The organism is Novosphingobium sp. CECT 9465, assembly GCF_920987055.1.
In the GTDB taxonomy this organism is placed as follows: domain Bacteria; phylum Pseudomonadota; class Alphaproteobacteria; order Sphingomonadales; family Sphingomonadaceae; genus Novosphingobium.
Genome location: NZ_CAKLBX010000001.1, coordinates 525,670 through 538,200 on the forward strand (window position 1 = coordinate 525,670; position 12,531 = coordinate 538,200).

Annotated in this window: 14 protein-coding genes; 5 read left to right on the plus strand and 9 right to left on the minus strand. The window is 62.1% G+C overall.

Translation table 11 applies throughout. The features are described from left to right. Positions 1–135 precede the first annotated feature (135 nt). Complete coding sequence (dut, locus tag LUA85_RS02490; RefSeq protein ID WP_231466761.1) at positions 136–603, minus strand: dUTP diphosphatase; 468 nt, start codon at positions 601–603, stop codon at positions 136–138. After that, complete coding sequence (coaBC, locus tag LUA85_RS02495; RefSeq protein WP_231466762.1) at positions 590–1,795, minus strand: bifunctional phosphopantothenoylcysteine decarboxylase/phosphopantothenate--cysteine ligase CoaBC; 1,206 nt, start codon at positions 1,793–1,795, stop codon at positions 590–592. The genes dut and coaBC overlap by 14 nt, the downstream gene beginning before the upstream one ends. Before the next feature lie 99 nt (positions 1,796–1,894). Between coaBC and LUA85_RS02500 the strand changes: the two genes are divergently transcribed. Then, positions 1,895–2,293 carry a hypothetical protein gene (locus LUA85_RS02500; RefSeq protein ID WP_231466763.1) on the plus strand — a complete coding sequence of 133 codons (399 nt, stop codon included), beginning with the start codon at positions 1,895–1,897 and terminating at the stop codon, positions 2,291–2,293. Here the strand turns inward: LUA85_RS02500 and LUA85_RS02505 are convergent. From LUA85_RS02505 to LUA85_RS02515, 3 genes are all read right to left on the minus strand, one after another. Next, positions 2,266–3,393 (minus strand): acyltransferase, encoded by a 1,128-nt coding sequence (locus LUA85_RS02505; protein ID WP_231466764.1) that lies wholly within the window; start codon positions 3,391–3,393, stop codon positions 2,266–2,268. The genes LUA85_RS02500 and LUA85_RS02505 overlap by 28 nt on opposite strands. 14 nt (positions 3,394–3,407) lie before the next feature. After that, positions 3,408–4,961 (minus strand): 2-polyprenylphenol 6-hydroxylase, encoded by a 1,554-nt coding sequence (gene ubiB, locus LUA85_RS02510; RefSeq protein ID WP_231466765.1) that lies wholly within the window; start codon positions 4,959–4,961, stop codon positions 3,408–3,410. Between the two features lie 226 nt (positions 4,962–5,187). Beyond that, positions 5,188–5,925 (minus strand): class I SAM-dependent methyltransferase, encoded by a 738-nt coding sequence (locus tag LUA85_RS02515; protein WP_231466766.1) that lies wholly within the window; start codon positions 5,923–5,925, stop codon positions 5,188–5,190. Positions 5,926–5,985: 60 nt separating this feature from the next. On the opposite strand from LUA85_RS02515, the gene mutM reads away from it, so the two are divergent. Together mutM and LUA85_RS02525 are read left to right on the plus strand one after the other, a co-directional pair. Further along, positions 5,986–6,798 (plus strand): bifunctional DNA-formamidopyrimidine glycosylase/DNA-(apurinic or apyrimidinic site) lyase, encoded by an 813-nt coding sequence (gene mutM / locus LUA85_RS02520; protein WP_231466767.1) that lies wholly within the window; start codon positions 5,986–5,988, stop codon positions 6,796–6,798. Positions 6,799–6,926: 128 nt separating this feature from the next. After that, entirely contained in the window at positions 6,927–8,852 is a 1,926-nt protein-coding gene (locus tag LUA85_RS02525; protein ID WP_231466768.1) for a S9 family peptidase, read from the plus strand. A gap of 17 nt (positions 8,853–8,869) precedes the next feature. On the opposite strand, the gene LUA85_RS02530 is transcribed toward LUA85_RS02525, so the two are convergent. The 3 genes from LUA85_RS02530 to LUA85_RS02540 are packed head-to-tail and all read right to left on the minus strand — an operon-like array spanning position 8,870 to position 11,138. Further along, positions 8,870–9,664 carry a GDSL-type esterase/lipase family protein gene (locus LUA85_RS02530; protein ID WP_231466769.1) on the minus strand — a complete coding sequence of 265 codons (795 nt, stop codon included), beginning with the start codon at positions 9,662–9,664 and terminating at the stop codon, positions 8,870–8,872. Further along, on the minus strand, positions 9,664–10,863 hold the full coding sequence (locus tag LUA85_RS02535) for an aminotransferase class I/II-fold pyridoxal phosphate-dependent enzyme (protein WP_231466770.1): 1,200 nt from the start codon (positions 10,861–10,863) through the stop codon (positions 9,664–9,666). Before LUA85_RS02535 ends, LUA85_RS02530 begins: the two co-directional genes overlap by 1 nt. Before the next feature lie 35 nt (positions 10,864–10,898). Continuing rightward, positions 10,899–11,138: an acyl carrier protein gene (locus tag LUA85_RS02540; RefSeq protein WP_231466771.1), complete on the minus strand. Its 240-nt coding sequence runs from the start codon at positions 11,136–11,138 to the stop codon at positions 10,899–10,901. 139 nt (positions 11,139–11,277) lie between these two features. Here LUA85_RS02540 and LUA85_RS02545 point away from each other — a divergent pair, with 139 nt between their 5' ends. Both LUA85_RS02545 and nrtS read left to right on the plus strand, forming a co-directional pair. Next, positions 11,278–11,856, plus strand: coding sequence for a Pycsar system effector family protein (locus LUA85_RS02545; RefSeq protein ID WP_231466772.1), 579 nt, complete (start codon positions 11,278–11,280; stop codon positions 11,854–11,856). A 68-nt stretch (positions 11,857–11,924) separates the two neighbouring features. Continuing rightward, positions 11,925–12,125, plus strand: coding sequence for a nitrate/nitrite transporter NrtS (gene nrtS, locus LUA85_RS02550; protein ID WP_231466773.1), 201 nt, complete (start codon positions 11,925–11,927; stop codon positions 12,123–12,125). Positions 12,126–12,141: 16 nt separating this feature from the next. Here the strand turns inward: nrtS and LUA85_RS02555 are convergent, their stop codons facing one another. Continuing rightward, positions 12,142–12,504 carry a response regulator gene (locus tag LUA85_RS02555; RefSeq protein ID WP_231466774.1) on the minus strand — a complete coding sequence of 121 codons (363 nt, stop codon included), beginning with the start codon at positions 12,502–12,504 and terminating at the stop codon, positions 12,142–12,144. Between the last annotated feature and the right edge of the window lie 27 nt (positions 12,505–12,531).

Consider the following 12,531-nt stretch of genomic DNA (forward strand, 5'->3'; position numbering starts at 1 on the left):
CGAAGGGGTTGGACTGCAAGGCCCCGTGGACTGCGTTGCGGCCCTTGCAGGGGTAACCAGCCCCTGCTGCACACCGCGCCTTGCCACGGGGCCTTGCAGTCCAATCAGGGCGGATCAATCTAATGTCATCAGGCTCTAGCCCCGCAATGCAGCCAGTCCGCCGGTGGAGCCGAAGCCGCCTTCGCCGCGGGCGGTTTCATCGAGTTCGCTGACTTCAAGCCAGGCGCCGCGCGTGACCGGCGCGATCACGAGTTGCGCCACGCGGTCACCCCGGCGGATCGCGAAAGGTTCTGCGCCGAGGTTGATCATGATGACCTTCAGTTCGCCGCGATAATCGCTGTCGATGGTGCCGGGGGTATTGGGCACGGTGACGCCGTGCTTTAGCGCAAGGCCGGAGCGCGGGCGGACCTGGATTTCATAGCCGTGCGGGATGGCAACCGCCAGGCCGGTGGCAACCGCGTGGCGCGCGCCGGGGGCAAGGTCGACGTCTTCGGCCGAAACCACGTCCATGCCCGCTGCGCCATCGGTGGCATAGGCGGGCAGGGGCAGGTCTTCGCCGTGCGGCAGGCGCTTGACCATCACGGGGATTTCAGGCGAGTGCATCGGCAATCCTTTGAACCAGCACGGCCGCAGCCGCGTCCTTGGGCATTTCGGGCAGGCTTTCGACACCCGCTGCACTGACGATGTGCAGCGCGTTGATCTCGCCGCCCATCTGGTGCGTGGCAACATCGTTGGCGACGATCCAGTCCGCGCCCTTGCGGGCCAGCTTGGCTTGGGCGTGGGCCAGCACATCGTTGGTTTCGGCAGCGAAGCCGATGACCAGTGGCGGGCGGTGGGCCGATTTGCACAGGTCTGCCAGAATGTCGGGGTTTTCGACCAGACGCAGCGGCGGAACCGTGCCGGAACCGTCCTTCTTGATCTTCTGCTGCGCCTGGTCGGCGCTGCGCCAGTCGGCCACGGCTGCGACCATGATCGCGACATCGGCGGGCAAGGCAGCATCGATGGCTGCGGCCATCTGGCGGGCGGTTTCCACGTCTATCCGGGTGACGCCATGGGGCGTGGACAGGGTAACGGGGCCTGCGACGAGGGTGACCTTCGCACCTGCCCTGGCGGCGGCGGCGGCGATGGCAAAGCCCTGCTTGCCGCTGGAGCGGTTGGCGATGTAGCGCACCGGGTCGATCGGTTCGTGGGTGGGACCTGCGGTGATGAGGATGTGCCTGCCTGCAAGCGGCTTTTCCAGCGGCTGAGGATGAGCGGTGGTCAAGGCATCGGATATTGCAACCATGACCGCTTCCGGTTCGGGCAGGCGTCCGGGACCGTATTCGCCGCAGGCCATCACGCCTTCATCGGGATCAAGCACGGCAACGCCGTGGTCGCGCAGCGTGGCGATGTTGCGCACCGTGGCGGGGTGTTGCCACATGCGCACGTTCATCGCGGGAACGGCCAGCACCGGCTTGTCCGTGGCGAGAAGCAGCGTGGTGGCAAGATCGTCGGCGATGCCAGCGGCCATGCGTGCCATCAGATCAGCCGTTGCCGGGCAGACGACCACGAGATCGGCTTGCCGTGACAACTGGATATGGCCCATCTCGACCTCGTTTCTGAGGTCCCAGAGCGTGGTGTGGACGGGGTTTTCGCTGAGGGCCGCGAGCGTCATCGCGGTAACGAAATGTGCGCCGCCCTCGGTGAGGACACAGGTAACCTCGGCCCCTTGCCTGCGGATCAGGCGCACCAGTTCGCAGGCCTTGTACGCCGCGATTCCGCCGCCGACGATGAGAAGAATGCGTTTGCCGATCATCGCCCGCGCTTGTGCAATGGCGTGCGGACATGCGCAATCCTTTTGCGTGGGCGGATCGATTGGGGCAGACTTCGCATCCATCACAAAGGGAATGCACACATGCGATTGATCCTGACCGCGCTGGTGTTTCTGGCAGGACTGTTCGATCTGTTCCTGGCCATCGGCTTCCTGACCGATCCTGAACAGGCGGCGACCGGTTTTGGCATTGCCGCGACCGGCATATCGGGCGTCTCCACAATCCGGGCGGACTTCACTTCGTTCTTCGGCGTGGCCGCGTTCTGCATGATGTGGGGCGCATGGCGGCGCAATGCCGACCTGTTGCTGGTGCCCGCGCTGCTGTTTGGGGTTTCGTTCGTGGCCCGCGCGATCAATCTGGCCGTATCAGGAGCCTATCCTGCCTGGCCGCTGCCGATGGCGGTGGAGGCAGGCCACGTGATCCTGATGCTGGCGGCATGGCGGATGCTGCCGCATCACAGGTTGTCGGATATAGCCGCTTGAGTGCGCGATGATTTCCACCGCGCAACCAGTGCGAATACCGCTTTTTGCGCAGGGCGTTCAAACAGGGCGTGGCTGAGAAAGCCTGCGGTGATGGCCAGTGTGACGAAGAACACGAGGAACCACGGTTCGCGGGCAATGTCGCGCGGCACGCCGATGCTGTCGATCAGCAGCACGAGCGATAGCTGGATCGGGATGTGCCACAGGTAAATGCCATAGGAGGCATCGCCTAGCTTCTGGCCGAAGGCGAGGCGGCCTTTGGCGTCGGACATGTCAGCCGCAAGGGTGAGGAAGACCACGCCGAAAGTGCCCGCGATGGTCGCCGCATCGCCGCTGCGGTACGTCGATTTCAGCCAGAAAGCGCCGACGATCAGTGCCGCGCCGATGGGCAGGAGCGTGGCCGGGCGCAGCCAGCCCCTCAGCGTGGCGGCATAGACTGCGCAGCCAAGGAAGAAGTAGCCGACGCAGGACAATACGTCCTTGTTCGGCCCGTCCGCGAGCATGATCCCAAGCAGGCCTGCGCCAAGCACGATGGCCAGGACCAGCGGCAGGCGGCGCAAAGCGGGGAGTGCCAGCCAGAACACTGCGTAGGCCAGGATTTCGGTCGAGAGTGACCACGATGGGCCGTTGAACGACTGATTTTCCTGCCAGCCCCAGTAGTGCATCAACGGGATCGACAGCAGGAAATGTTTGAGATCGTTGGTGTGATAGATGAACTCGGTGCCGCTGCGCGCGAAGTAGAGGCCTTGCAGAAGCGCCATAAGGCCCAGTGTCAGCAGGTGCAGCGGCCACAACCGCGCTACCCTCGCCAGCCAGAACCGGCCATGCGCGCGCCTGTCCGAGAGGTAGACATGGGCAAACACGAAGCCCGACACCGCCCAGAAATACTGTACCGCCGTGTGGCCGTGATTGTAGAGCCAGTGCAGCGTTCCATACCATGGCTGGATCGCCCGATCGACGTTCACGTGATACGGTACTGCCGGCACGAAGATATGCTGGTAGTGCCAGAACAGCACCATGATCGCGGCCAGCAGGCGCGACAGATCGAGCGCGTGGAAATGGCGCGTGGGCAGGCGCAAGTGCGAGAGATCGTGCGTAGGCAAGGGTGGCTGGCCTGTCAGCCCCACAGGCCAAGCGCGTGCATGGCCGCAACCACTGCCCCACCCGCCAGGAATGGAAACAGTTGGTCGATCCAGTTGCGACGGCGACGGTCCGGCCCCACGATCAGATCTATTTCAGGAAGCGGCGGCGCTTCGGGCGCGCCGCCCTTGGGGGGATATTTGTCCTCGATGCGGCGGATCAGATCAGGCAGGCGCATCAGCGTTTTCACGTCATCGAGGACACGGTCTGCAATCGCGGCTTCAGGGCCGAGTTCGTCTCGAATCCAGTTGCGCACGAACGGTGCGGCGGTGTCCCACATGTTGATTTCGGGATCGAGTTGAGTCGCGATGCCCTCAACCATGACCATCGTCTTTTGCAGCAGCAGCAGGTGCGGCTGGGTCTGCATGTCGAAATCGCGGGTGATCGCAAACAGCCCGTCGAGCATCTGGCCGACCGACAGTTCTGAAACCGGCCGCCCGCGCATCGGCTCACCCACCGCGCGCAGGGCGGTCGCGAATTCATCGACCGAGTGATAGCTCGGCACATATTGCGCCTCGAAATGGATTTCGGCGACGCGGCGGTAATTGCCGGTGGTCAGGCCATAGAGGATTTCGGCGAGCCACTGACGCGCGCGGCGATCGATCCGTCCCATGATGCCGAAATCGATCGCGGTAATCGTCTCGTCGGCTTCGACGAACAGGTTGCCTTGGTGCATGTCTGCATGGAAATAGCCGCCGCTGATCGCCTGCGTCAGGAAGGCGATGACAAGGCGTGAGGCAAGGTCCTTGCGGTCGATCCCGGCAGCATCGAGCGCGGCCACATCGCTGATCTTGATTCCGTCGATCCAGTCGAGCGTCATCACCCGGCCATTGGTCCGGTCCCAGTCGATCGCGGGCACACGATACCCCGCATGGGCGTGCATCAGGTCGGCCAGTTCCGATGCCGATGCTGCTTCGCGGCGCAGGTCGAGTTCGCGCACGGTCCACCGCTTGAAATTGGCGATGACCATGCGCGGACGCAACCGGCTGGCTTCGCCGCCCAGCGCTTCGAGATGGGCAGCCGCCCATTCGTATGTGTCGATATCGCGCGCCAGCTTTTCGCGTACGCCGGGACGCAGGACCTTGACCGCAACCTTGCGGCCTTCGGCGGTGACGGCGCGGTGGACTTGCGCGATGGAGGCAGCGCCAACGGGCACCGGATCGAACTCGGCGTAGAGCTTCTCAAGCGGCTTTTCGAACGTGCGCTCGATCTCTGCCTTGATCAGCGCGAAATCGACCGGCGGCAGGTTATCCTGCAAAGCCAGCAAGTTGTGTGCAGCGTCGTCGCCCACAAGATCGGGGCGGGTGGCGAGCGTCTGGCCCAGCTTGATCGCGGCGGGACCGATGGCGCGGAAGGCGCCGGCATAGTCGGGCGTCTTGGGCTGGCGGGTGCCGAACCGGGCGACCTTGCAAAGCGTGCGCACGGCTGGCGGCGTGTTGAGATCTGCCTCGATCCCGCGCAGCGCGCCGTGGCGGGCGAGCGTGCGGCCCCAGCCCAGAAGGCGGCGCAAGTGTGTGGCGGGGTAAGTCATGCCTGAGCGGTGACTGAAAGCCCCATCCTCTTTAGAGGAGGGGGTTTGGGGGTGGTGGGATCAGGGCGCTGCGTTTGTGGCAGCACCACCCCCCGGCCCCCTCCTCTGAAGAGGAGGGAGAGAAACAGCGATAAAGAGCCCCCTCTTCTGAAGAGGAGGGGGAGAAACAGCGATAAGGCGCTCCCTCCTCTGACGAGGAGGGGGACAGGCAATGTGTTGCGCTGCATCACACCTTCCAGCCCGAATGGATCGCCACCAGGCCGCCAAGGATCGGTTCGACCTTGGTGTGGCGGAAGCCTGCGTTGCGGATCATGCCTTCGAACGCGGGCATGGTGGGGAAGCGGCGGATCGATTCGATCAGGTAGCGGTAGGATTCCTCGTCGCCCGCGATCATCTGACCCAGCTTTGGCACCAGCTTGTGCGAATAGGCATCGTATATTTCCGAAAAACCCGGCCATTGCGTGGTCGAGAATTCGAGGCAGAAGAAGCGCCCGCCGAACTTCAGCACACGGTGGGCCTCGGCCAGTGCCTTGTCGATGTGAGTCACGTTGCGGATGCCGAAAGCGATGGTGTAGGCATCAAAGAAGCGATCCCCGAAGGTCAGTTCCTCGGCATTCTGGCGCGACCAGACGAGGCCGTCGATCCCGCGCTTCATCGCGCGTTCGATCCCGACATCGAGCATGTCCTGATTGATGTCAGACACCGTGATCTGCGCGCCCGAAGGCGCCATGCGGAAGGCGATGTCGCCGGTGCCGCCCGCCATGTCGAGGATCGTTTCGCCATCTTTTGGCCGCACGCGTCGCACGAACTTGTCCTTCCACAAGCGGTGCATGCCGACCGACATGGCATCGTTCATCACGTCATACTTGCGCGCGACATTGGAGAAGATCGCGCCGACGCGGCGTTCCTTTTCCTCGGCGGGGATGTCGTCGTATCCGAACGATGCAGTTTCAGGAGCGGTCATGCCTTGCGCCTTTAGTGGGGAATTGCCCGGACGGCAAAGGGTGTTAGGGGTGGAAGGGTTATGCCCGAACTTCCCGAAGTAGAAACCACCGTCCGAGGCCTTGCAACCGTGCTTGATGGGCAGGTGATAACGCGCGTGGGCGTCAATCGTGCCGATCTGCGGCGTCCGTTCCCGGTCGATCTGGCGCAGGCGTTGACCGGCGCGCGCGTGACAGGGCTATCGCGGCGGGCGAAGTACGGACTGATCCATACCGACCGCGACCGGACGATGGTGTTCCACCTCGGCATGTCGGGGCGCTGGCGAATCGATCCCGAAGACATCGGCAAGCACGATCATCTGGTGCTGGAGACCGCTGACGGCCGGGTGCTGTCGCTGAACGATGCGCGCCGGTTCGGCTCGGTCGATCTGGTCGATACGGCGGCGCTCGACGCATGGCCGCAATTCGCCGCGCTGGGACCGGAGCCTTTGGGTGAGGGGCTTTCGGTGGCGCACCTGAAGGCCGCGTTCAAGGGACGGATCGCGGCGGTGAAGCTGTTGCTGCTCGACCAGCGGATCGTGGCAGGGCTGGGCAATATCTATGTGTGCGAGGCACTGGGCCGCGCAGGCATCCACCCTGAGCGCGAAGGCGGGAAGGTTTCTGCCAAAGCATTGGCCCTGTTGGTGCCGGCAATCCGCGATGTGCTGAACGAATCGATTGCCGCGGGTGGATCGACGCTGCGCGACTATGCCCGGCCCAGCGGTGAACTCGGCTACTTCGCCAAGGACTGGCGTGTTTACGGACGCGAGGGGGAAGCCTGCGCCTGTGGTGGCACCGTCGAGAGGGTCGTGCAGGGCGGGCGTTCCACGTTTTTCTGCGGGACGTGCCAGAAATAGGCAATATGTACGCACCTCGCGAATTAAGGTGTTCCACCGGTCTGCGAGGTGGTTATCCTGACTGTGTCATTATTGAACCACTGAAAGTATCGCCGATGTTCAGATCTGCATGTCCACGCATTCTGGCAATGGCACTTTTGATGTTGGCATGCCTGAAATCCGCGGCGTGGGCGGCGGATGTGCCGCCACTGTCGCTCTACGGGAATCTGCCGGGTGTAGAGCGGGCGGCGATATCCGCTTCGGGAGATCGCGTAGCCATCATCGGTCTGGTCAACAATGTGCGGACTCTTGTGATCCTCGATCAGAACAAGAAACCCTTGGGCGCAATTCCTGTGGACGATGCCAAAGTGCGCGGCTTGTATTGGGTGGGGGATGACCGGATACTGTTGTACAAGTCCGATACGGTCAAGCTTGGTCCCGGATTCATCACGGAGAAGACCGAGCTTTATGCGATGCTCGTCATCCCGGTCGATACGTTGAAGACGTGGATGGTCTTTGAAAACAATCCGAGAATTACCGGTGGTGTCCGGCAGTTTTACGGCGTTCAGCAGCGAGACGGTCGCTACTATGGCTACTTCAGCGGGATTGCGATGGAGCAGGATTTCCGTTCCGGGCCATATCTGAAAAGCCTGGCGGCCGTCTTGTATGAAGTTGATCTGCAAAACGGCAAGGCGACTATCATCGCGCCACGCTTTGAACGACCGGGCTTTCGCGATTGGGTGCTGGGACCCGGTGGAACCGTGCGCGCGACGCTCGATTTTGATTCGGGAACCGGTTCATGGGAAATCCGCAACGCAGAAAAGCAGGAGATCGCCAAGGGCAAGAACGGGTTGGGTCGTGTCAATCTGGTCGGCGGGGGCACCACCCCCGGAACCATCATCCTTGCGGAGGACCGTGAGGGCGAGGGGGAGCGTTGGTTCGAAATTCCCGAAGTCGGCGGTGAACCCAGGGAAATCCTGCCCAATGCTTCGATAGACGCTGCCTATCTGGACGAAGATACCCGCCAAATGGTCGGCTGGCGGGAGGAAGGCGATGTGCCTTCGTATCATTTCGCCGACACGTTCCGCCAGAAGGTGGCCAATGCCACGGTGAAGGCCTTTCCAAACCTTTCAGTGCATATCAAGGACTGGAACAAGGCTTTTGATCAGTTGCTGGTCATGACAGAGGGGCCGGGTGACCCGCAAACGTGGTGGCGCGTGAATATCCGCACCGGCAATGCGAGTGAAATCGGCACGTCCTATCCGATGGACCCCACCATGGTCGGGCCGATGCGGATGATCCGATACAAGGCCGCCGACGGGCTGGAAATCCCTGCCGTTCTCACGCTTCCGCCGGGGCGCGATCCAAAGAACCTGCCGGTGGTGATCCTGCCGCATGGCGGGCCGTCTTCGCGCGATTATCCCGGATTCGATTGGTGGGCACAGGCTTTTGCATCGCGCGGATATGCCGTGCTGCAGCCCAATTTCAGAGGCTCTACGGGCTATGGCGTGGCGTTCCAGCGGGCTGGCAATCGCGAATGGGGCCGCAAGATGCAGTCCGACATATCCGATGGTCTCGCTTATCTTTCGGCACAGGGCATCGTTGATCCCCGACGCGCCTGCATCGTCGGAGCCAGCTACGGCGGCTATGCGGCGCTGGCGGGCGTTACGCTTCAGCAGGGGCTTTATCGCTGTTCGGTGGCGGTGGCCGGGGTGAGCGACGTGGCAAAGATGGCGATTACCGACATCCGCGAATCCGGCTCGGACAAGGCGTTGAAAATGGCGCTGGCCGAAGAAGTCGGGGCCAAGTCCGATCTGCGCGCGATCTCTCCGGTCGTGTTCGCGGCCAAGGCGGATGCGCCGGTAATGCTGATTCATGGCAAGGACGATCTTGTCGTGCCGTTCGAACAAAGCCGTGTGATGGAGGTTGCGTTGCGCGCGGCGGGCAAACCGGTTGAGATGGTTACGCTTCCGGGCGAGGATCACTGGCTTTCGCGCAGCGCCACCCGGCTGGCGATGGTCGAGGCAAGCGTCGGGTTCGTGATGAAGCACAATCCGCCCGATCCGGTGCGGTGAAGTTCAGAGCACGGCTGTCAGCGCCTTACCGGCGCGGCGCTGCCCAGCTTTTCCGCCTCCGCAATGGCCGCCCGCGCGATTGGTTCCATGATGGCATAGCCCTTGGCGTTGGGGTGGATGCCATCGGGCGCAAGGTCGGGGTTGATGCCGCCTTGGGGGTTGGCGAGAGCCTTGTGGTAATCGGCATAGACCGCGCCGCGCGCCTTGGCGAAATCCCGCAGCCAGGTGTTCAGCGCAATGACCTGCGGCGCGGGGTTGAGCCGGGCGTTCCACGGGAATTTCGCAGCGGGCAATACGCTGCCGAGGACTACGGCAATGCCATTGGCGCGGGCGAGATCGACCATTGCCGCAACGTGGTTGGCGTACATTTCGGGGCTGGATGGCCCGGTATTGCCCGCAATGTCATTGGTGCCGATCATGATGTGTACCACCTTCGGGCGAAGACGGACGACATCCTGATAGAAACGCAACAGGATCTGTGGGCTGGTCTGCCCGCTGATTCCGCGCCCCACCGCGCCGCTGACGAACAGTGACGGGGCAAGGCCAACCCAGCCTTCGGTGATTGAATCGCCGATGAAAACAACGCGCGGAGCCTGCGCGAGCTGCTTGTCCGCCTCCGCATAGCGGCACAGCCATGCCCAATCGTACTGGCGTACATAAGGATGCGCGTAGTTGAAGCCCTGCGTCTGGGTGGGGCAGGGCTTTTCGGTCATGCCCACGGCAGGAGGCATGGTCGGCTGGGTCTGCGCCAGCGTCGCAGTCGCGAGAGCCTGGGTCGCGATCAGGGCCAGCGCAGCCCACGCACTGCGCATCAGATGATCCCCACGGCTTTCCCGGCGCGTTCGAACATGCCGATGATGGTCTGCACCTGATCGGCGGTGTGTTCGGCGCAAAGCGAGCAGCGCAGCAGGGTCATTCCCGCAGGCGTTGCCGGGGGACGGGCGAGGTTGACGTAAAGTCCTTCGTGAAGGAGTGCCTCCCACATGCCCGCGCCGCGTTCCAGATCGGGCATGATGACCGCGATGATCGCGCTTTGCGGTTCATCGGTGCCCAGCGTGAAGCCGAGATCGCGCAGGCCCTTGTGAAGCACACGCGAATTTTCCCACAAGTGCGCGCGCTTGGCCTCACCGTGCATAAGCTTGCGGATGGAGGTGGCGGCGGTGTGGACGACGCTTGGCGGAAGCGACGCGGTGAACACGTAAGGGCGGCAGACAAGGCGCAGGATTTCGAACTTGGGATGATTCGAAACGCAGAAACCGCCAACGGTGCCGACCGATTTGGAGAAGGTGCCGATCACGAAATCGACATCATCGAGGCAGCCCTGATCTTCGGCCACGCCGCGCCCGTTGGGACCGATGAAGCCCATCGAGTGCGCTTCATCGACCAGCACCATCGCGCCGTTTTCCTTGGCGACGCGGATCATGTCCTTGAGCGGGGCGATATCGCCCAGCATCGAATAGACGCCTTCGAGCACGACCAGCTTGCCCGCGCCTTCGGGAATGCGCTTGAGACGCTTTTCCATGGCGACGATATCATTGTGCTTGAACGGCACGACTTCGGCATCGCCCATCTTGCAGCCGTCCCAGATCGAGGCGTGGCTGTCGATATCGAGCACGATATAATCGCCCTTGCCCGCAATCGTGCTGATGATGCCGAGGTTGGCCTGATACCCGGTGGAAAACACCATGGCATGATCCATGCCGTAGAATTCCTTGAGCGCCTCTTCGCAGGCGCGGTGCCCGGCATAAGTCCCGTTCAACACGCGGCTTCCGGTGGTGCCCGATCCGAAATCTTCGAGCGCCTGCTTGCCCACCGCGATCACATCGGGATCGAATGTCATCCCCATGTAATTGTAGGTGCCGAGCAGGATTGTCTCGCGCCCGTTGCACACGGCGACCGTGGGCGAGATCACCCGTTCCATCACCAGATTGAACGGGTCTTCCACGCCACCTGCAAGCAGCGCGCGACGCTGCTCGATCAGGGGGTCGAACTTCGAAAAGAGGTCGGTCATGGGTTTAGGTTATCCTCTGCCTTCGGCAACCGGGATCAGCCCTGAAGCTTGGTCACAGCGTCGATCAACTGGCCGTACGTTTCGATTTCGGCCTGCTGGTTCATACTGATGATGATATCGAAATCGTCCTCAATGGCGGCCACGAAGTCCATCACGGTCAGGCTGTCCCATTCCAGATCGCCTGCAAAAGTGGTCGCCTCGGTCACTTCGATGCCCTTCTTGTTGAAGGGTTCGATCAGTTCGGCGATCTTTTCGGCGGTTGCGGCGCGATCCATTTTTACTACTCCAATGGGCGACAAGCCCCTGCCAGACGATTGCGGCGGAAAAGCGGCCATTGCCCCCGCTTGTCAAGCGCGCCAACAGTGTGTCATCCCCGGTTTAGATCAAAATCGCGCAAAACAGGAGTGGGGGAACTTGGCAGCAGAAGGACAGCAGACGGAAAAGCCTGTGGCGACACCATCGCCGCTTTCACCCACCGGGTTTTCCAACCACGCCATCCATCTTGTCCGCACGACCCAGCAGATCAACCTGTCGCTCAGCCAGATGGCCGATGCCAAGGCCTCGATATTGATGGGTGCGACGTTCCTGGTATTTACAATTGCGGTGGGGCAGGCGCGCAACGGATCGATGCCATGGTCGCTAGGCGTTCTGGCAATCTTTGCGTTCATATCGGCGATGTGCGCGGTGTTTGCGGTGCTGCCTACCGTTAGCGGGCCGAAGGTGATCCAAGATGGTCGCCCGAACAAGCTGTTCTTCGGTTATTTCAGCCATATGGACGAGGATGAGTGGACCGATGCCGTTCTGGCCGAACTGCATGCCGACGAAACGGTGTTCCGCGCCATGTTGCACGATATTTATCAGAACGGACAGGTGTTGCAGCGCAAGAAGTATCGCTATCTCGCCTATGCCTACAAGAGCTTCATGGCCGGGCTGTGTCTGACCGTGCTGACCTTCGTGATCGAGCATGTCTCGAATGCGGCCGCCGTGATGTGACGAAAGATGTGGCGGTGAATCATCCGATCAGGCGCGCATGGCATTTGGCCGTTTCGGACGGAGTGCCGATGCGATCGCTGAAAGTGGCAGTGGTTGTGGGCAGCGCGCTCAACCTGATCAATCAGGGAGACGCTCTTTTCGGCACCGCTCCGGTTAACTGGTTCAAGCTGCTTCTGACATTTGCCATGCCTTATGCGGTCAGCACTTATGGCGCCGTTTCGGTGCGCTGGGATACGACACCGGACGTAAAAGCCGACAACGGGGCGTAAGGCAGGCAGTCCGCCGTCAGACCAGCTTGTTCACCGCCACCATGAACGGCCCGATGGAAACGGGCTTGGCGAGATATCCTTCGGCGCCGGCATCGCGGATCGAATCCTCGTCGCCCTTGCCGGCATAGGCGGTGACAGCAAGGATCGGGATCGCTTTCAGGTCATCATCGGCCTTGATCGCGACGATCAGGTCCATCCCGGAAATGTTGGGCAACTGGATGTCCATGATCACCAGGTTGGGCATGAACAGCCGTGTCTTCTCGATCGCCTCGCGCCCGTCGGCAACCGGCTCCACCTCGAACCCGTTGGCGCGCAAAAGGTCGCAGAACAGTTTGCGGTTGAGGTCGTTGTCCTCGACAACCAGAATTCTTTTTGCCACTGACACGCCTGTTCCCGCAACGGCGTC